A 21,106-nucleotide genomic window follows, 5' to 3' on the forward strand; every position below is an offset into this window, starting at 1 on the left:
CGATAACCGTGCATCACGGCATAATACCCGATGAAGCCGGAGGAGAAAGCCCATGCGTGTCGACCTGCACTGTCATACCACCGCCTCCGACGGTGCCTTCGCGCCTGCCGAGGTGGTCAGGCGCGCCCATGAGCGCGGCGTGCAGCTGCTGGCGATCACCGATCACGACACGCTGGACGGCTACGCCGAGGCGCTGGACGTCGCCCAGGGCCTGGGTATCCGGCTCCTGCCGGGGATCGAGATGTCCTGCACCTGGGGTGGTGCGACGTTGCACGTGCTTGGCTACGGCTTCGCACCCGCAGCACCGGAACTGACCGCCGCACTCGACGCCCTGCACGAGGGCCGCTGGGAACGTGCCCGGGAAATCGATCGACGGCTGGCGGCCAAGGGCATGCCGGCTACCCTGGACGGCGCCCGCGCGGTGCAGATGGCCCTGGGCGACAGCCGCAACGCCCCGGCACGGCCGCACTTCGCCGAGCATCTGGTCCAGGCGGGCTACGTCGAAGACCGCAACGACGCCTTCCGCAAGTGGCTCGGCGGCGGCAAGCTCGGCGACGTCAAGCAGCACTGGCCGACGCTGGCCGAGACGCTGGACACGCTCAAGGCGGCCAAGGCCTGGATCAGCCTGGCCCATCCGCTGGCCTATGGCTTTACCCGCACCAAGTTGCGCAAGCTGATCGGCGACTTCGTCAGCGGTGGCGGTCATGCCATCGAGGTGGTCAATGGCGTGCAGCCGGCCGAGCAGGTGGGTACCCTGGCAATTCTGGCGCGGGAATTCGGTCTGATGGTGAGCGCAGGCAGCGACTTCCATGCGCCGGCCGACTGGTCGGAACTCGGTATGTACCGACCGGTGCCCGAGGATCTGCCGCCGCTCTGGGCGCGCTTCAGTCAACCGCTGTACCCTCAGGATCGGGAACCCCAATGAGCCAGTTCATCGAGATTCATCCGCAGAATCCCCAGCCGCGGCTGATTCGTCAGGCCGTGGATATCATCCAGTCCGGTGGCGTGATCGCCTATCCGACCGATTCGTCCTATGCGCTGGGCTGCCGGATCGGCGAGAAGAGCGCGGTGGAGCGCATCCGGCGCATCCGTCAGCTCGACGACAAGCACAATTTCACCCTGGTGTGTTGCGACCTCTCCGAATTGGGCATCTATGCCAAGGTGGATACCAGCGCCTTCCGCCTGCTCAAGGCCTACACCCCCGGCCCCTACACCTTCATTCTCAACGCCACCCGCGAGGTGCCGCGCATGCTGCTGCATCCCAAGCGGCGCACCATCGGCGTGCGGGTGCCGCAACATCCCATCACCCTGGCGCTGCTGGAGGCCCTGGGCGAGCCGCTGATGAGCGTGAGCCTGATCCTACCCGGGGACGACGAGGCGCTGGGCGATGCCTGGGAGATCCGCGAGCGTCTGGAGCACTTCGTCGACCTGGTGATCGAGGGTGGGCCGGGCGGCCTGCAGCCCTCCACTGTGATCAGCCTGGCGGACGACGAACCCGAGGTCATCCGCGTCGGGGCCGGTGATCCGACGCCCTTCATGATCGAGGCATGAGCGAGGCGCTCGACACGGAACTGCTCGAACCCGAGCAGCTCCGCCTGGCGCTGGTCTACGGCGAAGCCTTCACCGAGCTGCCGCAGGATCTCTACATCCCGCCGGACGCACTGGAGGTCTTTCTCGAAGCCTTCGAGGGGCCCCTCGACCTGCTGCTCTATCTGATTCGCAAGCAGAACATCGACATCCTCGACATCCCCGTGGCCGAGATCACCCGGCAGTACATGACCTACGTCGAGCTGATGAAGGCCGTGCACCTGGAATTGGCCGCCGAATATCTGCTGATGGCCGCCATGCTGGCGGAGATCAAGTCACGCATGCTGCTGCCGCGTCCGGAAGGTCTGGAGGCGGAAGAGGAAGACCCGCGCGCCGAACTGATCCGCCGCCTGCAGGAATACGAGCGCTTCAAGAAGGCGGCCGAGGATCTCGACGAGCTGCCGCGCGAGGGGCGCGATTTCGTGGTGCCGACCTTGCCAGCCCCCGAAGCCCGGGCGCGCAAGCTGTTGCCCGAGGTGGAGCTGGGCGAGTTGCTGCTGGCCATGGGTGAGGTACTGCGACGGGCGGACCTATTCGAGAGCCACCAGGTGACCCGCGAGATCCTCTCCACCCGCGAGCGGATGAGCCAGGTGCTGGAGCGACTCAAGGATGGCGCCTTCGTGCCCTTCGTCGCCCTGTTCACGCTGGAGGAAGGGCGACTCGGGGTGGTGGTGACCTTCATGGCCATCCTCGAACTGGTCAAGGAATCCCTGGTGGAGCTGGTGCAGAACGAGCCCTTCAGCCCCATCCACGTGCGTGCCCGGGTCAGCGGCAGCGACGCGGAAGAAGAGCTTCAGGCGTAGGCCAGGGCCGCGGTGGCCGCGGCGCTCTTGCGTTTGCTCACCCGGAGCTGGGCGCCCGTGCCGGCTGCCAGCAGGGCCGCGGCTTCGGCGACGCTGGGGCTGCCGGTGTGCTGCAGCACGGCGAGGCTGGGAGACTTTACATCGCCTTGCCCCGCCAGTTGCTCTGCCGGAAAGCCCAGTAGCGGTAGCTGCCAGCGCTGGGCGAGAGCCTGCACCGCGGGTGCGTTCAGCCGGCTGGCTACGGTGGCCAGTGCCGTCAAGGTGTCCAAGGCGCAGTCCGCTTCTTCGAGCACGGCCATGGCCAGCGTGGCGAGCTCATCCGTCGAGCAGCCCTGGCGACAGCCGACGCCGAGAACTCGGGTCATCGACCTCGAGCGCCTTGGCGACGGAACAGCCAGCTGCAGGCCAGGCCCAACAGCAGCCAGAACGGCAGGTTGCTCGCCAGCACGGCGAGCTGGAAGTGCCGTTGCAGGTCTGCTGGCGCCAGGCTGGCGTGCTCGACTGGCTGCGGGGCGCCAAGCAGATGCGGTAGCACCAGCAGGCCGAGGGCGGCGAGCTTGAAGCCGGGATGCCGGGCGAAAACCAGCAGGGCCAGGGCGCCCGCGGTGGCCGCGGCGGCACCGATCCACCAGGCCTGGCGTAGGGTCAGGTCGGCGGCGGCGGTGCCCGGCAGTTCCGGTGGCAGGCCCAGGCTGGGGGCGAGGCAGAAGGTGGCATAGCCGGCCAGGCCCCATAGCAGTCCCTGGCGCAGACGGGTTGGCGGCTTCAGGTTGAACAGCCCGGCCAGCACCAGGCCGAAGCCCACGGCCACCACCAGGTTGCCGCCGAAGGTCGACAGGGTGCGCGGCCAGCCGTCTTCCGGCGACCAGGCTTCGTCGCCGTGCTCGGGGTGCTCGGCCATGGCCGGGGCTTCGGTGTGGACCTCGTAGGTTTCTGCCTGGAGGATGAGCGGCGTCATCCAGAGGCTTTGCAGGACGCTCAGCAACAGGGCGGCGAGCAGCCCGGCGACGCCGGCGCTGAAGGCGATACGCTGGAACATGGCGAACTCCTTCAGTGGCAGGGGAAGCCTTCGCTGTGGCGGGTATCGTGGGCACCGTTGTGCAGCGCCTCGATGTGCGAGAAGCCGGCCAGGAACACCAGGCCCAGGCCGAGCAGGCAGGCGAGCAGGGTGGCGGTCAGGCGCTGGGTGTGGGTAGTGGTCTGGGGCAGGGTGGCGGCGGAGCGGGAGACGGTCATGGCAAGGCCTCGGAGTCGAAGCGGCAGGGACGCGCCTAGGCAGCGAGCCGCAGGCGGCCGCCGTCCAGCACGACCGCCCACCGCGGGTTGCTTGAAAGCGACAGGCCGGTCTCCGGACTCACGAGGGTCGCATACCTATGCAACTACCAGGATCGCCTTCCCCAGACTTGCCGGCCGGGTGGCATCGTGATCCTGCGCTCGTCTACCGTTGCGGGGGCAGTGCCGGACTTGGACCGGCTTCCCGTTTCACCGCGACCCATGGCGGAGTCGCGACACCTGAAGCAACAGTGAGCAGACCACGTGTCTTGTTCGCCGGTCAAGCCTGGCGCATTGACACCCCGGCGGGGCACTCGTAGCCTGTCGCGTTCCGAGGTGCTCTTGTCGGCAAGAGCTTGAAAGGGAACGCGGTGCGACACCGCGGCTGCCCCCGCAACTGTAAGCGGCATCTTCAGCCACTCCACAAGAGCCTGTCCATAATCTGCTGCGCGTCGGCCAAACTGCGTTGAAAACGCCTTCGGAATGCTCATTTACCACGCGTAAACTGCGCTTCCTTAGGCCTTTTCGCCTTGTTTGGCTCTAGCTCGCGAAATTATGAACAGGCTCTAAGGCCACTGCTCACGCGGGAAGGCCGGAGTCAGGCGCCGCGAGCCAGGAGACCTGCCTCGCCAGTTTTCCATACGCAACCGGGCGGGGTGATCCGGGCTGCCACCAGGGCCTCGCCAGTGCGAGCGTCCGGCATGCCTGCCCGTCTTCTTTCGCTTTTTCTCTAAGGGCAGCCCATGAAAACCCTGGCCAAGACCCCCGTCACCATCGTCACCGGCTTCCTCGGTGCCGGCAAGACCACCCTGCTGCGCCATATGCTCGACCACGCCGAAGGCCGTCGCATCGCGGTGATCGTCAACGAATTCGGCGAACTGGGCATCGATGGCGAGATCCTCCGCCAGTGCAGCATTGGCTGCACCGAAGAAGAAGCCCAGGGCCGTGTCTTCGAGCTGGCCAACGGCTGCCTATGCTGCACCGTGCAAGAAGAATTCTTTCCGGTGATGAAGGAGCTGGTGGCGCGCCGCGGCGATATCGACCATATCCTCATCGAAACCAGCGGTCTGGCCCTGCCCAAGCCCCTGGTGCAGGCCTTCCAGTGGCCGGAGATCCGCAACGCCTGCACCGTGGATGCGGTGATCACCGTGGTCGACAGCCCGGCGGTGGCGGCCGGCACCTTCGCCGCCCATCCCGAGCAGGTGGACGTCCAGCGCCGCCAGGACCCTAACCTCGACCACGAGTCGCCATTGCACGAACTGTTCGAAGACCAGTTGGCCAGTGCCGACTTGGTGATCCTCAACAAGGCCGACGGCCTGGACGCCGAGGCCCTGGCTCGCGTACGCGCCGAGGTGAGCGAAGAGCTGCCGCCGGCGGTCAAGGTAGTCGAAGCCAGTCGCGGCGTGTTGCCCTTGTCGGTGCTGCTGGGCCTGCAGGCCGAGTCCGAGGCCCATATCGACAGCCGTCCGACCCACCATGACCTCGAAGGTCATGAAGACCATGATCACGACGAATTCGACTCCTTCGGCGTCGAGCTTCCGGAAGTGGCCGAGGCGACCCTGCTGGCGGCGCTGACCGAGGTGGTCAAGACCCATGGCGTGCTGCGGGTGAAGGGTTTCGCCGCCATCGCCGGCAAGCCGCTGCGCCTGCTGGTACAGGGCGTGGGCACCCGTTTCGACAAGCACTTCGATCGCGCCTGGCAAGCGGGTGAGGCCCGCAGCACCCAGCTGGTGCTGATTGGCCAGGAGCTGGACCAGGCGGCCATCACCGCCCAGCTGCGCGCTGCGGTAGCCTGAAGCTAGATGCATCTGCTGCGTACCCAGCCGGGCGGCTTCGTCCCGGACGATGGCATTGCCCATCTGGCGCAGACGCCGGGTGACATCGTCGTGCTCTGCAGCGGCGATTCGCACCTGGCGCTGTTGGCCAAGGCGACCCGCAGCCTGGACGCCGGCTATCCCAGCCTGCGCCTGGCCAATCCCATGCAGTTGCAGAACCACGCCTCGGTGGACCTCTATGTCGAGGAGGTGCTGAGCCAGGCGCGGGTGGTGTTCATCTCCCTGCATGGCGGCCAGGGCTACTGGCGCTATGGCATGGAGCGGCTGGCGGAACTGGCGGCGCGGGGGTTGACCCTGGTCGCGGTGCCCGGCTGCGACCGCCCCGATCCGGAACTGCTGGCCTTGGGTAACGTGGCGCCCGAGCTGGCGGACCGGCTGTGGCGCTATCTGCGCCAGGGCGGCCTGGCCAATGCGCGGGATTTCCTGCACTGCCTGGCCGCCGAATGCCTGGGCGCGAACTATGCCTATGAGTCGCCACGGGAGTTGCCACGGGTCGCGGTCTATCAGGTGGAGGGGCTGGGCCTCGACGGCTGGCGCGCGAAGTGGCGGCCGGACTGGCCGACGGCGGCGCTGCTGTTCTATCGCACCCATCTGCAGGCGGCCAACACCGCCTTCGTCGATGTCTTCTGCGAGCAACTACAGGCCGAGGGCCTGAATCCGTTGCCCATCGCCGTCGCCAGTCTCAAGGAGCCGGCTTGTCTGGCCGAGGTGGAGCGGCTGCTGGACGAGACCAATGCCGCCCTGATCCTCAATACCACGGGTTTCGCCCAGTCCAGTCCGGAGCGACCGAATCTTGCGCCCTTCCGCCGCCCGGTGCCGGTGCTCCAGGCCATCTGCGCCCAGGACAACCGCGAGCGCTGGCTGGAGAATTCCCAGGGCCTGGGCGCTCGCGATCTGGCCATGCATATCGCTCTGCCGGAGCTGGACGGGCGCATCATCACCCGGCCAGTGAGCTTCAAGGGCCTGGCCTGGCGCTGCGAGCGCAGCCAGAGCGACGTGGTCAACTACCAGGCCGATGGCGAGCGCATGGCCTTCGTCGCGCGTCTGGCGCGCAACTGGATCGAGCTGGCGCGGCGTCCCGCGGCGGACAAGCGCATCGCCCTGATCCTGGCCAACTATCCGACCCGCGACGGCCGCATCGGCAACGGTGTCGGTCTCGATACGCCAGCGGCGGCGCTCAAGGTGCTGCAGGCATTGCAAGCGGCAGGCTATCCAGTGGCCAATCTGCCAGAGAGCGGCACCGCCCTGATCGAGCGGCTACTCGGTGGGGTGACCAATGACAGTGCTCTGCGCGATCTGCGCCCAGCCTTGCAGAGCCTGAGCCTGGACGACTACCAGGCCTTGTTCGAACGCCTGCCGCTTGCGCTCCAGCAGGCGGTGACCGAGCGTTGGGGCGCGCCCGCGGCCGATCCCATGCACCGTCGTGGTCGGCTGATGGTGGCCGGGGTGCGCTTCGGCCTGACCTTCGTCGGCATCCAACCTGCCCGTGGCTACGACATCGATCCGGCGGCGGTCTACCACGATCCTGCGCTGGTGCCGCCCCATGGCTACCTGGCCTTCTACTTCTGGTTGCGCGAGGTCTATGGCGCTCAGGCGGTGGTCCACCTGGGCAAGCACGGCAATCTGGAGTGGCTACCGGGCAAGGGCGTGGGAATGTCCGCAGAGTGTTGGCCAGACGCCATCCTCGGACCGCTGCCCAACGTCTATCCCTTCATCGTCAACGACCCAGGCGAGGGTGCCCAGGCCAAGCGGCGGACCCAGGCGGTGATCATCGACCACCTGATGCCGCCGCTGACCCGTGCCGAGAGCTACGGCCCACTGCGCGACCTGGAGCGCCTGGCCGACGAATACTACGACGCCAGCCTGCTGGACCTGCGCCGCGCCGCCGAACTGCGTGGCGAGATCCTGCAGCTGGTGCGCGAGACCGCCCTGGATCGCGAGCTGGGGCTGGTGATCACCGATGACCCCGACAGCTGGCTGCCGCAGCTGGACGCCTATCTGTGCGATCTCAAGGAATCCCAGATCCGCGATGGTCTGCACGTGTTCGGCGAGTCGCCGACCGGCCAGTTGCGTCGCGACACCCTGGTGGCCCTGCTGCGCATCCCGCGTGGCGATGCCCAGGGCGCCAATGCCAGCCTGTTGCGAGCGCTGGCCAAGGATCTGCAACTGGACTTCGATCCCCTGGCCGCCGACCTGGGCGAGCCCTGGCTGGGTGAGCGCCCGGATAGCTTGGCGGCGCTGTCCGCCGAACCCTGGCGCACCCTGGGCGATACCCGGGAGCGCCTGGAGTTGCTGGCTCTGGCGCTGGTTGCCGCGATGATCGATGCCGAGCCCCTGCCATTGGCGCTGGACGAACTGCCGGCGACGCGTCTGGTACTGGAACACCTGGTCACCCAGGTAGCCCCAGCCCTGGACGGCTGTGGTCCCGCCGAGATCGGCGGCCTGCTGGCGGCCCTGGATGGGCGCTTCGTTCCCGCCGGACCCAGCGGCGCGCCCAGTCGCGGCCGGCTGGACGTGCTGCCCACCGGGCGTAACTTCTTTTCCGTGGATGTGCGCAACCTACCGAGCATGACCGCCTGGCGCCTGGGTTGGCAGTCGGCCAATCTGCTGCTGGAACGCCATCTCCAGGAGGAGGGCGATCACCTGCGCCAACTGGGCCTGTCGGTCTGGGGCACCGCCACCATGAGGACCGGCGGCGATGACATTGCCCAGGCCATGGCGCTGCTAGGCGTGCGGCCCGTATGGCAGACCGGCAGCGCCCGGGTCGAGGACTTCGAGATTCTGCCGTTGTCGCTGCTGGACCGGCCGCGGGTGGATGTCACTCTGCGTATCTCCGGCTTCTTCCGCGATGCCTTCGGTGGTCTGGTGCGGTTGTTCGATGCCGCCGTCCAGGCGGTGGCCGCGCTGGACGAGCCGGATGACCTCAATCCCCTGGCCGCCCAGGTGCGCCGCGAGCGCGCCGCCCTGGAGGCCGCCGGTGCCGATGCCAATCTCGCCCGGCGCCAGGCCGGTTGGCGCATCTTCGGTGCTCAGCCCGGCGCCTACGGCGCCGGCGTCCAGGGCGCGGTGGAAGAGCGTCAGTGGCAGGATCGCAGCGAGCTGGCCACCGCCTACCTCAACTGGGGCGGCTACGCCTATGGCGCCGAGGATGAGGGCACCGCCGCGCGTGACGACTTCTCCCGCCGCCTCGGTCGTCTGCAGGCGGTGCTGCAGAACCAGGACAATCGCGAGCACGATCTGCTCGATTCCAACGACTACTACCAGTTTCAGGGCGGCATGCTGGCGGCAGCTGAGACGCTGAGCGGCGAGCGTCGCGCTAGCTACTTTGGCGACCATGCCCAGGCCGATTTGCCCAAGATCCGTACCCTGAAGGAAGAGCTGGGCCGCGTCGTCCGTTCGCGCGCCGCCAATCCCAAGTGGATCGCCGGCATGAAGCGCCATGGCTACAAAGGCGCCTTCGAGATGGCCGCTACCGTGGACTACCTGTTCGGCTTCGGTGCCACCACCGAGCTGGTGGAGGATCACCAGTACCGGCAACTGGCCGATGCCTATCTGCTGGATGCCGATACCCGTGACTTCGTCGAAAGACACAACCCCGAGGCGCTGCGCGACATGACCGAGCGCCTGCTGGAAGCTCAGCAGCGTGGCCTTTGGCAGGAACCGGGCGACTACCGTGAAGCCCTCGAACAACTGCTCATGGATATGGATGAAGCCTGAATGACCGCTCCCGTCTTTCCTCTGGCCGCCGTGGTCGGCGCGGACGCGCTGAAGCTGGCGTTGTGCTTGAACGCCATCGACCCGCGTATCGGCGGCGTGCTGATCGAGGGGCCGCGCGGCATGGCCAAATCCACCCTGGCCCGGGGCCTGGCCGACCTGCTCGGCGGCGGTTCTTTCGTCACCTTGCCGCTGGGGGCGAGTGAAGAACGCATCGTCGGCACCCTGGATCTGGACGCTGCCCTCGGTGAAGGCCGGGCGCGCTTCGCGCCGGGAGTCCTGGCGGCGGCCGACGGCGGGGTGCTCTATGTCGACGAGGTCAACCTCTTGCCGGATCACCTGGTGGACCTGCTGCTGGACGTCGCCGCCAGCGGCATCAACCGGGTGGAGCGCGACGGTATCTCCCATGAGCACGCTGCGCGCTTCCTGCTGGTCGGCACCATGAATCCGGAGGAGGGCGAGCTGCGTCCCCAGTTGCTCGACCGCTTTGGCTTCGCGCTGGCTTTGGACTCTCGCCCGGCACCGCACGAACGGGCCGAGATCCTGCGCCGGCGCCTGGCCTTCGATAACGATCCATCAACCTTCATTGCCCAATGGGAACCGGTACAGGCAAAACTGCGGCAGCGATGCGCCGCGGCCCGCGCGCAGTTGGCTGACATCCCGCTAGACGATGCAGCCTTGGAAGCCATCACTGCCGGCTGCCACCTGGCCGGTGTCGACGGCCTGCGTGCTGACCTGGTCTGGCTGCGTGCCGCTCGTGCCCATGCGGCCTGGCGCGGTGCCACAGCGATCGAAAGCACCGATATCACCGCCGTGGCCGAATTCGCCTTGCGCCATCGGCGTCGCGAGTTGGCGGATGATCCTGAAATAATACCACCCCTAAAGAACGATTCACCTTCCCTAACCCCGGAGCAAGATCCTGGCGATCAACAAGGACAAGGGGATGCCGAGCCTGCGGGAGGTGAGGGCGATGCCTGGGGCGCTCTGGCACCGGAGCCGACGGTGACCGGCCCTAGACGCCGGCTGGATGGGGCAAAAAAGCCCTAGGCATCCGATCTCCTCGCACCGCGGATCGTGATGCCCGAACCGGAGTGGGCAAGGCTGCGGATGGCCGCCAAGGGGCTCGTGCACCAGGTGCTGCAGGGGCCATTGCCTGGGTGCCGACGCTGCTGCGTGGTCGCCCGCAGCGGGTGGGTGATCTCGTACGCCAGCCGCGCAGCCGCCGTGCCGCCCAACTCTGGTTGGTGATCCTCGATCATTCCGCCTCTACCCGTCGTCATGGCGCGCTGGCCCAGGCCAAGGGCCTGCTGGCCGACTGGTTCGAGCAGGCCTATCGTCAGCGGGTCAGGGTGGCGGTGCTACAGACGGCAGGGGAGCGACCCGAGTGGTCCTTCCAGGGACAGCGTAGTGGCCGGGCGCTACAGGCCTGGCTGGATACCCTGGGCGCGGGGGGCGGGACGCCGTTACTGGCCGGGCTGGCGGAAGCCAGGGCTTGGCTCGAGCGGCGTCGCCGCCTCTATCCTGGGGAGGAAAGGCAGCTATTGCTGGTCACCGATGGTCGGCTGAGGGAGCTGACGGGACTGGTGGTGCCCACGTGCCGAACCCTGGTACTGGATATCGAGCTGGGACCGCTTCGGCTGGGTCGGGCTACGGAGCTCGCCCGACGTCTGGGGGCAGAGTACCGGCATCTGGATGAGGTGCCGGAGATCTAGTGGGACTTGGCAACGCTCAATCCGACCTGCGAATGGCGGGGCCGGGGAGATTAGGGTGAGCGCAGCCAAGCCCAATAACGGCATCACCAGACTGCAGGTGTAAAAAAGCCGACCGTCGCGAGACGGTCGGCTTTGGTTTCAGGGCCATCGCGGTCCGCCGATGCGGCCGCTCCTGCAAGGGGTGATGCTTTTGTAGGAGCGGCCCATGGCCGCGATACGGGACAGTGGCTCCTGCGACATCTGCTCGTTGGGTTGGACCTTGCTACGCCAAACCCAAGCTGTCCGTCGCGCTAGCAGCGGGGTGTCAATGCCCCGCCTTCATCGCCTTGACCAGGGTATCCACGTTGTAGCGGAACATGGCGGCGTAGGTGGGTGCCGGGCCGTCCGCCGGGGACAGGGACTCGACATACAGCTCACCACCTGGTTGAGCACCACTGGCCTTGGCGATCTGCTGGACCAGGCGCGGATCGTTGGAGTTCTCGAAGAAGTAGGCCGCCACGTGCTCCTGCTTGATCTGGCGGATCAGCTTGCCCACGTCCTGGGCCGAGGCCTCGGCTTCCGTCGACAGGCCCAGCGGCGAGATGAAGGTCACGCCATAGGCATCGGCGAAGTAGCCGAAGGCGTCGTGGGAGGTCAGCACCTTGCGGCGCGCCTGGGGAATCTGGCCGATCTGCTCGCGCGCGTAGCGGTCCAGCGCCTCCAGCTGGGCGATGTAGCGATCACCGTTGGCCTTGAACAAGGCGGCATCCGCCGGATCGACATCGGACAGCGCCTTGACCACGTTGCGGGTGTAGACGACCACGTTGAGCGGATTGTTCCAGACATGGGGGTCGAGACCGCCATGGTCGTGATCATGGTCGTCGTGGCCGTGCTCGTCTTCCTCTTCGGCCATCTCGCGGGTCTTGACCCCTTCGCTGAGCACCACCGGCGGTCGCGCCTGGCCGGAGGCCTTGATCAGCCGATCCATCCAGCCCTCCAGGTGCAGGCCGCTCATGAATACCACGTCGGCCTGCTTGAGCGCCTGAGCATCGGCGGGGGTGGGTTCGTAGGCGTGGGGATCGCCGTTGGGGCCGACCAGGGAGGTGACCTGCACGTGATCGCCGCCGACCTGCTTGACCACATCGGCGATCACGGTGAAGGTGGCCACCGCCTTGACTGGCGCGGCCTGGGCCTGACCGGCCAACACGAACAACAGGGCGGCGCCCAGCGAGAACAGGGATTTCATGACGACTCCTTTCAGTGAGAGAGATGAGGGCGCGGACGTAGTCGCCGATACAGGCCGAGACGACCGAACACCAGGGAGAAGAGGTAGCAAGCGCCGGCGGTGAGGACGATGGCCGGCCCCGAGGCGTAACCGAGGTGGTAGGACAGCACCAGACCGACCAGTCCACTCAGGCTGGCGATCAGGCTGGCTACCGCCATCAGCCCCGGCAGGCTGTGGGCCCAGAAGCGCGCGGCGGTGGCCGGGAGCATCATCAGGCCAACGGCCATCAGGGTCCCCAGGGCCTGAAAGCCGGCCACCAGATTGAGCACCACCAGCAGCAGGAACAGCAGGTGATAGAGCGAGCCGCGACCGCCCACGGCGCGCAGGAAGCCGGGATCGAAGCATTCCAGTGCCAGGGGCCGATAGATCACCGACAGGACCACCAACGACAGGCTGGCGATGCCGGCGACCAGGTACAGCGCCGTGGCGTCGATGGCCAGGATGGTGCCGAACAGCACGTGCAGCAGGTCCACGCTGGAGCCATGGGCCGAGACGATCAGGACGCCGGCGGCCAGGGAGATCAGGTAGAAGCTGGCGAAGCTGGCGTCCTCGCGCTGGCTGGTGAACCGGCTGACCAGTCCGGCAAGGCCGGCCACCAGCAGGCCGGCGAGCATGCCGCCGATGCCCATGGCCGGCAGCGACAGGCCCGCTACCATGAAGCCCAGTGCGGCGCCCGGCAAGACGGCATGGCTCATGGCGTCGCCCACCAGGCTCATGCGCCGCAGCATCAGCAGCACCCCCACCGGACCGGCGCCCAGGGCCAGGGCCAGGCAGGCGACCAGCGCGCGGCGCATGAAGCCGAATTCGACGAAGGGTTCGAGCAGCAGTTGATAGAGCGTCATGCGCGCTCACACACCGCCGCATTGGCGTCCCAGTGCTCGGCCAGATTGCGCGCCTTGGCCAGGTTGTCGGGGACCAGCACCTGGTGGGTCTCGCCCCAGGCGATGGCCTCGCGCGCCAGCAGCAGTGTTTCGGGGAAGTGCTCGCGGACCTGCTCCAGGTCGTGCAGCACGGCGATCACCGTGCGGCCCTGGCCATGCCAGCGGCGGACGATGGTCAGCAGGTCGGCGGTGGTACGAGCATCAATGGCGGTGAAGGGCTCGTCCAGCAGCAGCACGGGGGCGTCCTGCAGCAGCAGCCGAGCGAACAGCACGCGCTGGAATTGCCCGGACGAGAGCGTTCCCACCAGCCGTTCCTCCAGGCCTTCGAGGCCTACCGCCTGCAGTGCCTCCCGCGCTTCCTGGTATTGGGCGGCGGTGACGCCACGCCAGAGCCCCAGCCCACGCCAGGCACCCAGCACCACGGTTTCCAGCACGCTCAGGGGAAAGCTACGGTCGATCTCCGCCGCCTGGGGGAGATAGCCGAGGCGGCGCTGCGGTACGGCGCGATCGACCCGGCCACTGACCGGGCGCAGGGTGCCGGCGATGGCCTTGAGCAGCGTCGACTTGCCGGCGCCGTTTGGGCCGACGATGGCCGTCAGACTGCCGGCGGCGAAGCGACCGTTCAAATGATGGATAGCGGGATGGCGTTGGTAGGCCAGGGTCAGGTCCCGCAACTCTATGGCGGCGCTCACGGCAGGGCGACCGCCCAGCGCACGGCTAGCCACAGCGCTGCCAGGGGCAGGCAGGCCAGCAGCAGGCGGGTGGGAACGGAAAGCAGCAGTAGGGAGGAACGCTTGGCGGACATCGGGTAGGCCTTGGTTAGCTCGCAAAAGTTATAACATAACGTTTACATGCTGTCATCCGGCCAGTCGAGGTCGATGGCGTGGACTCGCCACCAGCGGAACGTTGCTGACTTGCCGGAAACCGGCAGGGCGGCGGGCGCCGCCCACCATCGTCAGGCCGCTTGGGTTTCCGCGACGCGCTGCTCCAACCGTTGCAGGAAATTGAGCAGCAGCACCTCTTCCTCCTTCAACCCCTTGCGCTTGCGCGGACGGGGCAGGGTGCAGAGATCGCCAGCGAGGAAGGCGTCCAGCACGCCGGGATGGATGTAGCACTTGCGGCAGACGGCCGGGGTATTGCCCAGGGTCCGCGACACCGCCTTGACCATGTCCACCAGCTCCTTCTTGGCTTCGGTCTGGGTTTCGCAGCGCAGCTCGCGTAGGGCCTCCAGGGCCAGGGCACTGCCGGCCCAGGTGCGGTAGTCCTTGGCGGTGAAGTCCGCGCCGGTCAGCTCATGCAGGTAGGCGTTGACGTCGGAAGAGGTCACCGTGTGCCGCTCGCCCTCGGCGTCCACGTACTGAAACAGATGCTGACCTGGCAGCTCCAGGCATTTCTTCACGGTCCGCGCCAGGCGCGGATCGCTGACCTTGACGTCATGCTCCACACCGCTCTTGCCGCGGAAATGGAAGGCGATGGTATTGCCGTGCACCTCGGCATGGCGGTTGCGCAAGGTGGTCAGTCCGTAGGACTTGTTGCTCTTGGCATACTGGGCATTGCCGACACGGATAAGGGTGGCATCCAACAGGCTGATCACCGTGGCCATGACCTTCTCGCGACACAGGCCGCGCCGATTGAGGTCCTCTTCCACCCGCTGGCGCAGCTTGGGCAGCGCCTGGCCGAAGGCGAGCATCCGCTCGTACTTGTCGGTATCGCGAATCTCGCGCCAGCGCGGATGGTAACGATACTGCTTGCGTCCCCGGGCATCGCGGCCGGTCGCTTGCAAATGGCCGTTCGGATCCGCGCAGATCCAGACGTCGGTATAGGCCGGCGGAATCGCCAGCTTGTTGATGCGCTCGACTTCCGCCTGATCGCGGATGCGTTCGCCGTCCGGCGTGAAATAGGCCCATTTACCGCGCAGCTTGCGCCGGCTGAGGCCGGGCTGGGCATCGTCGACGTAGTTGAGGTCCGGCGGCAGCGGTGTGCAGAGGGCGGTGCCGGTATCGTCACGCTCATCGGCGGGGATGGGCAGATCGGTCTGGGCGAGGCGTTGCACGATTTTTGCGGCTTTCGAGCGAGAGGTCATGACTGCACCGACGATTTCCTGGTCGAAACGGTGGACTCCAGGAGACAGGACCGGGTTCTCATGACCGCGCTCAAGCCGACCGACGCACAGTTACGCCTAGCCTTGCTGGCCAAGGCCCAGGCGCGTCGCCCGGGTACCACCTTCTGCCCATCGGAGGTGGCCCGCGAACTGGCGGCGGACTGGCGCCCGCTGATGGAGCCGCTGCGCCAGGTCGCCCGCGAGTTGGCGCGCGAGGGTCGGCTCAAGGTGACCCAGCAGGGTCGAGCCTTGAGCCCGGATGGCCCCTGGCAGGGCCCGATCCGATTAAGCTTGGTTTAAGCGGCGTTTCAGTTTCGATTAATGGCGCATCGCTACTCTGGACCCAGAACGAACCGCAACCAGAGAGAGAATCACCATGAACAAGCTGACCGCCTTTGCGACTGCCGCCCTCCTGCTCACCGGCGTGGGCGTGGCCCAGGCCCGCGACCTCGGCCCCGACGAAGCCCTGAAGCTGCGTGACAGCGGCAAGATAAAGAGCTTCGAGGTACTGAACCAGGCCGCCGTCGCCACGCATCCGGGTTCCACCACCCACGACACGGAACTGGAAGAGCAGTACGGCCGCTACATCTATCAACTGGAATTGCGTGACCCCAAAGGTGTGAAATGGGATCTGGAACTCGACGCCACCACTGGCGAAGTCCTGAAGAACGAGCGCGACAACTAGGTCTCGTGCTGGCTGGGCTGATCCTGCTCGGCGCCGCCCCCCTGGTCCAGGCCCGCGATCTGGACCAGGACGAGGCCCTCAAGCTGCGCAAGGAGGGGGTGATCCGGCCCCTGGAAACCCTGATGCAGCGCGTCAACGAACGCTATCCGAACGCCCGGCTGCTGGAGGCCGAGCTGGAAGAGGAAGATGGCCAGTACCGCTACGAGATCGAGATTCTCGTCGGCGACGGGGTCCGCGAACTGGAGATCAGTGCCATGGACGGTGCCATCATGAAGGACGAGGTAGACGACTAGATGCGCCTGTTGTTGGTAGAAGACGATGTAGCCCTGGCTGACGAGATCTCGGCCTTCCTGACCCGCCAGGGCTACGCCATCGACTGGCTCGCGGACGGCCGCGACGCCGCCTGGCAGGGCGCCCAGGAGCCCTATGACCTCATCGTGCTCGACCTCGGCCTGCCGGGGCGCCCAGGCCTCGAGGTGCTGGGCGAGTGGCGTGCCGCTGCCCTGGCGACGCCTGTGCTCATCCTCACTGCCCGCGACAGCTGGGCGGAACGCATCGAAGGACTCAAGGCGGGCGCCGACGACTACCTGACCAAGCCTTTCCATCCGGAGGAGCTGGGGCTACGCATCGCCGCCCTGTTGCGGCGGGTGCGCGGCCTGGCCAACCAGCCGTTGCTGCAGGCGGCCGGGCTGGCGCTGGACGAAGCGCGCCAGTGCGTGGTTCGCGGCGACGAGACCATCGTCCTCAGCGCCGCGGAGTTCCGCCTGCTGCGCTGCTTCCTGCTGCACCCGGGACAGATCCTGTCCAAGACCCGGCTGAACGATCACCTTTACGATGGTGAAAGCGAACGCGACTCCAACGTCATCGAGGTGCACATCAACCACTTGCGGCGCAAGCTCGGGCGGGACGTCATCGAGACCCGCCGCGGCCAGGGCTATCGCCTGGGCGGTGTCGATTGAGGTCCATCCAGACCCGCCTGCGGGTCGGCCTGGTGGTCGTCCTGCTGGTCGCCGGTCTGGTGTTGGTGCTGGGCGGCGCCTGGTTGGTGGACCACGCCCTGCGTCGCTACCTGGAAACCGGCCTGCGCAGTGAGACGGAAAATCTGCTCGCCGCGCTGGTGCGCGGACCCCATGGCCTGCAACTGGACGAAGGTCGGCTGGGCAGTCTCTATACCCGGCCCCTGTCGGGCCGCTATTTTCTGATCGAGATTCCCGCGCTGGACATCCGCTGGCGCTCGCGCTCCCTGTGGGATGCCCAACTCGAGGCGCCGCCTGCTGCCGGGCTCAGCGACGCCCTGGTCGAGGGACCCAGCGGTCAGCATCTGCTCACCTACCGCGCCGATTACCAGCGCTATGGGCAGCAGGTGAGGGTGACGGTAGCCGACGACTACAATCCGCTGCTGACGAGCCTCACTCGCATCCTCGGTTTGGGCGCCGCGCTGGGACTGGCGATCCTGGTGCTGCTGCTCCTGCTGCAGCGCCTGATCGTGCGCCGCGCGCTGCGGCCCTTGGAGCAGGTGCGCGAACAGATCGCCCAGTTGCACCAGGGCCGACGCTCGGCGCTGGACGCCACGGTGCCCGCCGAGCTCGCGCCGCTGGTGGCGGAGATGAACGCCCTGTTGCGCCACACCGAAGAGGGTCTGAAGCGCGCACGCCATGGTATAGGCAACCTGGGCCACGCCTTGAAGACGCCGCTGGCGGTGCTCACCAGTCTGGCCGAGCGACCCGAACTGCAAGCTCTGCCTGAGCAGCGCGACACCCTGCGCGAGCAACTGGCGCGCATCCGTGAACGGCTGGAGCGGGAACTGCGCCGGGCGCGGCTGGCCGGCGAGGCCCTGCCCGGGGCACACCTGGACGTAGCGGAGTTGCGCGAGCTCTGCGTCCTGCTCCAGCGCCTGCATGGCGAGCATTTGGTGTTCGATTGCCAGCTTCCCGAGGGCCTGCGCCTGCCATGGGACCGCGAGGATCTGCTGGAACTGTTCGGCACCTTGCTGGACAACGCCGGCAAGTGGGCCCATCGGCGGGTGCACCTGGAAATCGCCCAACGAGCCGAGGGCTATGTCATCCGCATCGAGGACGATGGACCGGGCGTGCCGGAAGGCGAGCGCCAAGCCATCCTGAGTCGAGGAACCCGCCTGGACGAAGGCGTCGCTGGCCACGGTCTCGGCCTGGGCATCGCTAGGGATATCGTCGACAGCTGCGGTGGCACCCTGGCGCTGGAGCCTTCGGCCCTGGGCGGGCTCGCCGTGGTTATCCAACTGCCTTCGCCACCGGGAGGCAGGCAACACCAGTCTGTCGTGTGACTTCTTGGTCAAGTTCGACCTTGCGCAGCCGATAACCGCACAGCTCTTGCTGCCAAGGAGAACCCATGAGCCTGAAATTGAAAGTCACCCTGTTGGCGATCCTGCCTGTCTGCCTCTTCACCATCGTCCTGGGTGGCTTGTCCTACTGGGTGCTGCACGAGCAGGCGGCCAAGGACGTCAGCGAAGCCCGCGAACGGCTGATGGCGCAGAGCCGCGGCGCTCTGCAGAACACCGTCGAAGCGGCCATGACCGTGGTCAAGCCGCTGTACGACAGCGCCGCCCCGGGCGATTCCGCGGCGCGCAAGGAAGCCATTCGCCTATTGTCGGCCATCGCCTACGGCAAGGATGGCTACATCTTCGGCTACGATTCCAACGTGGTCCGCCTGTTCAAAGGCAACGATCCGGCCGGTATCGGCAAGAGCTTCAAGGACAATCGCGATCCCAATGGCGTCTACCTGAACCAAGAACTGGTCCGGGTCGGCAAGGATGGCTCGCACTTCAGTCGCTACAGTTCGTCGCTACCAGGCAACAAGGACGTACTGGTGCCCAAGCTCGCCTACACCGACTATCTGCCCAAATGGGACCTGGTGATCGGCTCCGCGGTGAACCTGGACGGTGTGGAGGCCGAGGTCGCTGCCGTAGCCGATCAGGTCGCCCAGCGGACCCGCAGCCAGCTTTGGCTGATCCTCGGCGTCGCCGGGGTGCTGCTGGTGGTGATCGGCATCGCCGCGCAACTCTTCGCGGTTCGGACGCTGCGGCCGCTGGCCCAGATCCGGGCCAATCTCGACGACATCGCTGCCGGGGAGGGCGATCTGACTCGCCGTCTTCCCGTCACCGGTCGCGACGAGATCGGTGAACTTGCCGCCTCCTTCAACCGCTTCGTCGATCGTATCCAGGGCACCATCGTCCAGGTCGTCGACATCACCCGCCAACTCACCGGCCTGCTCGACGACGTCGCCCAGCAGGCCCAGCGCACCGATCGCGACATGCAGCGCCAGCGCAGCGAGACCGACCAGGTAGCGACCGCCATCAACGAGATGTCCGCCGCAGCCCAGGAAGTGGCGCGCAGTGCCCTGCAGGCCTCCGAGGCCACCCGCCAGACCGAGGCGCAGGGCCGCATGGCTCGCGAGGTGGTCGCCTCCAGCGTCACTCGCATCCATGACCTGGTCGAGGAGGTGCGCCAGAGCGGTGTCTCCCTGGACGGCCTGAAGCAGGACGTCGGCGCCATCGTCGGCGTGCTCGACGTGATCCGTGCCATCGCCGAGCAGACCAACCTGCTGGCGCTCAATGCCGCCATCGAAGCCGCCCGGGCGGGCGAGGCGGGACGCGGTTTCGCCGTGGTGGCCGACGAAGTCCGCGCCCTGGCCAGCCGCACCCAGCAGAGCACCCAGGAGATCCAGGGCATGATCGACCGCCTGCAGCAGGCGACCGGTCGCGCGGTAGGCGCCATGGAGCGTTCCAGTGGCATGGGCGAGGCCACCACCGCCCAGGCCGAGCAGGCCGGCGCGGCGCTGGCGTCGATCAGCGAACTGATCGCCACCATCAACGCCATGAACACCCAGATCGCCAGCGCCGCCGAGGAGCAGACGGCGGTGGCCGAGGAAATCAATCGCAGCGTCCACACCATCGCCGGGGCCGTCGACAGCATGGCCCAGGGCGCCCAACAGGGCGCCGCCAGTACTGCCGGCATGGTCGGCCTGGGCGAGCGTCTGGGCGGGCTGGTGCGACAGTTCCGTGTATGATCAGCGGCGCGCCGGGGTCTCCGGCGCGCCTCTTCGGGTCGAGTTGGGGGCGCTCATGGGAACCCAACGGCTTCCGAGGCTCTAAGCAAGGCCCGTCATCCTTGTTTGGAATCGCGAAAGCCAATGAAAAGTGCTCGGCTGGAAAACAAAACGTTCCTGATCCTGCTGGTGGTGGTCTCGCTCGCCTTCATCTGGATCCTCACCCCCTTCCTGGGGGCGGTCTTCTGGGGCGCCATCCTCGCCATCCTGTTCGCGCCGCTGCAGCGCTGGTTCGTCCGCCGCTTCAACAACAGGCGCAACCTGGGCGCGCTCTGCACGCTGTTCGTGATCCTACTCATCGTCATCCTGCCGGTGGTGTTCATCGCCGTCTCCCTGGTGCAGGAAGGCTCGCTGCTCTACCAACAGGTCAGCAGCGGTCAGCTTAACTTCGGCCAGTACTACCAGCAGATCTGGGGCGCCTTGCCGGATTCGGTGCGCAGCGTGCTGGAGCGTTTCGGCGCCGGTGACCTCGAGGGCATTCGCCAAAAGCTCTCCGAAGGCGCGATGCAGGGCAGCCAGTTCGTCGCCACCCAGGCTTTCAGCTTCGGTCAGGGAACCTTCCAGTTCCTGATCGGCTTCGGCGTGATGCTCTATCTGCTGTTCTTCCTGCTGCGCGACGGTTCGCAGCTGGTGGCGCTGATCCGCAAGGCCATTCCGCTGAGCGACATGCACAAGCGCAGCCTGATGGCCAAGTTCACCGCCGTGGTACGTGCCACGGTCAAGGGCAACATCATCGTCGCGGTGGTGCAGGGCGCTCTGGGCGGCTTCATCCTCGGCGTGCTGGGAGTCCAGGGCGCGGTGCTCTGGGGCACCCTGATGGCCTTCCTGTCGCTGCTGCCGGCGGTGGGTTCGGCGCTGATCTGGGTGCCGGTGGCAATCTACTTCCTGGCCACCGGTTCGGTCATCAAGGGCGTGATCCTGATCGTCTTCGCCGTGGTGGTGATCGGCCTGGTGGACAACCTGCTACGCCCCATCCTGGTCGGCAAGGACACCAAGATGCCCGACTACGTGGTGCTGATCTCCACCATCGGCGGCATGTCGCTGTTCGGCCTGAACGGCTTCGTCATCGGCCCGCTGATCGCCGCACTGTTCATGTCCACCTGGGATCTGTTCAGCCACCGCGACGACATCTAAAAACCTGCTTACGATCTGCTGCGCGTCGGCCAAAC

The 21,106-nt window shown here is 66.9% G+C and carries 21 protein-coding genes and 2 riboswitches; of the genes, 14 read left to right on the forward strand and 7 right to left on the reverse strand.

Going from position 1 to position 21,106, the window contains the following annotated elements:
- Positions 1–52 precede the first annotated feature (52 nt).
- The 3 genes from QZ471_RS19585 to QZ471_RS19595 all read left to right on the forward strand — a co-directional run bounded on the left by QZ471_RS19585 (position 53) and on the right by QZ471_RS19595 (position 2,390).
- Positions 53–925, forward strand: a complete 873-nt coding sequence (locus QZ471_RS19585) for a PHP domain-containing protein (protein ID WP_295466927.1) — start codon at positions 53–55, stop codon at positions 923–925.
- Positions 922–1,551, forward strand: a complete 630-nt coding sequence (locus tag QZ471_RS19590; RefSeq protein WP_059229581.1) for an L-threonylcarbamoyladenylate synthase — start codon at positions 922–924, stop codon at positions 1,549–1,551. Before QZ471_RS19585 ends, QZ471_RS19590 begins: the two co-directional genes overlap by 4 nt.
- A 110-nt stretch (positions 1,552–1,661) precedes the next feature.
- Positions 1,662–2,390, forward strand: a complete 729-nt coding sequence (locus tag QZ471_RS19595; RefSeq protein ID WP_295467302.1) for a ScpA family protein — start codon at positions 1,662–1,664, stop codon at positions 2,388–2,390.
- Here the strand turns inward: QZ471_RS19595 and QZ471_RS19600 are convergent.
- The 3 genes from QZ471_RS19600 to QZ471_RS19610 are packed head-to-tail and all read right to left on the reverse strand — an operon-like array spanning position 2,381 to position 3,626.
- Positions 2,381–2,755 carry a cobalamin biosynthesis protein gene (locus tag QZ471_RS19600; RefSeq protein ID WP_295466930.1) on the reverse strand — a complete coding sequence of 125 codons (375 nt, stop codon included), beginning with the start codon at positions 2,753–2,755 and terminating at the stop codon, positions 2,381–2,383. The genes QZ471_RS19595 and QZ471_RS19600 overlap by 10 nt on opposite strands.
- Positions 2,752–3,429, reverse strand: a complete 678-nt coding sequence (locus QZ471_RS19605; RefSeq protein ID WP_295466932.1) for a CbtA family protein — start codon at positions 3,427–3,429, stop codon at positions 2,752–2,754. Before QZ471_RS19605 ends, QZ471_RS19600 begins: the two co-directional genes overlap by 4 nt.
- An 11-nt stretch (positions 3,430–3,440) precedes the next feature.
- Positions 3,441–3,626: a CbtB domain-containing protein gene (locus QZ471_RS19610; RefSeq protein WP_295466934.1), complete on the reverse strand. Its 186-nt coding sequence runs from the start codon at positions 3,624–3,626 to the stop codon at positions 3,441–3,443.
- A gap of 85 nt (positions 3,627–3,711) precedes the next feature.
- Positions 3,712–3,921, reverse strand: a riboswitch (cobalamin riboswitch).
- A 58-nt stretch (positions 3,922–3,979) separates the two neighbouring features.
- A riboswitch (cobalamin riboswitch) is annotated at positions 3,980–4,306 on the forward strand.
- Positions 4,307–4,405: 99 nt separating this feature from the next.
- On the opposite strand from QZ471_RS19610, the gene cobW reads away from it, so the two are divergent.
- From cobW to QZ471_RS19630, 4 genes are all read left to right on the forward strand, one after another.
- The gene (gene cobW, locus QZ471_RS19615; protein ID WP_295466935.1) at positions 4,406–5,458 is read left to right on the forward strand and encodes a cobalamin biosynthesis protein CobW; all 1,053 of its coding nucleotides are present in this window, start codon (positions 4,406–4,408) and stop codon (positions 5,456–5,458) included.
- A gap of 6 nt (positions 5,459–5,464) precedes the next feature.
- Positions 5,465–9,214, forward strand: a complete 3,750-nt coding sequence (gene cobN / locus QZ471_RS19620; RefSeq protein ID WP_295466937.1) for a cobaltochelatase subunit CobN — start codon at positions 5,465–5,467, stop codon at positions 9,212–9,214.
- Positions 9,215–10,258 (forward strand): AAA family ATPase, encoded by a 1,044-nt coding sequence (locus QZ471_RS19625; protein WP_295466939.1) that lies wholly within the window; start codon positions 9,215–9,217, stop codon positions 10,256–10,258. It abuts the gene before it with no gap.
- A 110-nt stretch (positions 10,259–10,368) separates the two neighbouring features.
- Positions 10,369–10,923 (forward strand): VWA domain-containing protein, encoded by a 555-nt coding sequence (locus tag QZ471_RS19630; RefSeq protein ID WP_295466941.1) that lies wholly within the window; start codon positions 10,369–10,371, stop codon positions 10,921–10,923.
- 304 nt (positions 10,924–11,227) lie between these two features.
- Here QZ471_RS19630 and QZ471_RS19635 read toward each other — a convergent pair whose 3' ends face one another.
- The 4 genes from QZ471_RS19635 to QZ471_RS19650 all read right to left on the reverse strand — a co-directional run bounded on the left by QZ471_RS19635 (position 11,228) and on the right by QZ471_RS19650 (position 15,151).
- Entirely contained in the window at positions 11,228–12,148 is a 921-nt protein-coding gene (locus tag QZ471_RS19635; RefSeq protein ID WP_295466943.1) for a metal ABC transporter substrate-binding protein, read from the reverse strand.
- Between the two features lie 11 nt (positions 12,149–12,159).
- Positions 12,160–13,029, reverse strand: coding sequence for a metal ABC transporter permease (locus QZ471_RS19640; RefSeq protein ID WP_295466945.1), 870 nt, complete (start codon positions 13,027–13,029; stop codon positions 12,160–12,162).
- Positions 13,026–13,760, reverse strand: a complete 735-nt coding sequence (gene aztA / locus QZ471_RS19645) for a zinc ABC transporter ATP-binding protein AztA (protein ID WP_295466947.1) — start codon at positions 13,758–13,760, stop codon at positions 13,026–13,028. The genes QZ471_RS19640 and aztA overlap by 4 nt, the downstream gene beginning before the upstream one ends.
- A 263-nt stretch (positions 13,761–14,023) precedes the next feature.
- Positions 14,024–15,151, reverse strand: a complete 1,128-nt coding sequence (locus QZ471_RS19650) for a DNA topoisomerase IB (RefSeq protein WP_295466949.1) — start codon at positions 15,149–15,151, stop codon at positions 14,024–14,026.
- A 60-nt stretch (positions 15,152–15,211) separates the two neighbouring features.
- Between QZ471_RS19650 and QZ471_RS19655 the strand changes: the two genes are divergently transcribed.
- From QZ471_RS19655 to QZ471_RS19685, 7 genes are all read left to right on the forward strand, one after another.
- Positions 15,212–15,469: a DUF3253 domain-containing protein gene (locus QZ471_RS19655; RefSeq protein ID WP_295466951.1), complete on the forward strand. Its 258-nt coding sequence runs from the start codon at positions 15,212–15,214 to the stop codon at positions 15,467–15,469.
- Between the two features lie 76 nt (positions 15,470–15,545).
- Complete coding sequence (locus QZ471_RS19660) at positions 15,546–15,854, forward strand: PepSY domain-containing protein (RefSeq protein ID WP_295466952.1); 309 nt, start codon at positions 15,546–15,548, stop codon at positions 15,852–15,854.
- A 5-nt stretch (positions 15,855–15,859) separates the two neighbouring features.
- Positions 15,860–16,147, forward strand: coding sequence for a PepSY domain-containing protein (locus tag QZ471_RS19665; RefSeq protein ID WP_295466954.1), 288 nt, complete (start codon positions 15,860–15,862; stop codon positions 16,145–16,147).
- Entirely contained in the window at positions 16,148–16,813 is a 666-nt protein-coding gene (locus tag QZ471_RS19670) for a response regulator transcription factor (RefSeq protein WP_295466956.1), read from the forward strand.
- Positions 16,810–18,156: an ATP-binding protein gene (locus QZ471_RS19675; protein WP_295466958.1), complete on the forward strand. Its 1,347-nt coding sequence runs from the start codon at positions 16,810–16,812 to the stop codon at positions 18,154–18,156. Before QZ471_RS19670 ends, QZ471_RS19675 begins: the two co-directional genes overlap by 4 nt.
- A 65-nt stretch (positions 18,157–18,221) precedes the next feature.
- Positions 18,222–19,898, forward strand: a complete 1,677-nt coding sequence (locus QZ471_RS19680; RefSeq protein ID WP_295466960.1) for a methyl-accepting chemotaxis protein — start codon at positions 18,222–18,224, stop codon at positions 19,896–19,898.
- Between the two features lie 123 nt (positions 19,899–20,021).
- The gene (locus QZ471_RS19685) at positions 20,022–21,071 is read left to right on the forward strand and encodes an AI-2E family transporter (RefSeq protein WP_295466962.1); all 1,050 of its coding nucleotides are present in this window, start codon (positions 20,022–20,024) and stop codon (positions 21,069–21,071) included.
- Positions 21,072–21,106: the final 35 nt, after the last annotated feature.

Source organism: uncultured Pseudomonas sp. (assembly GCF_913774235.1).
Lineage (GTDB): Bacteria > Pseudomonadota > Gammaproteobacteria > Pseudomonadales > Pseudomonadaceae > Chryseomonas.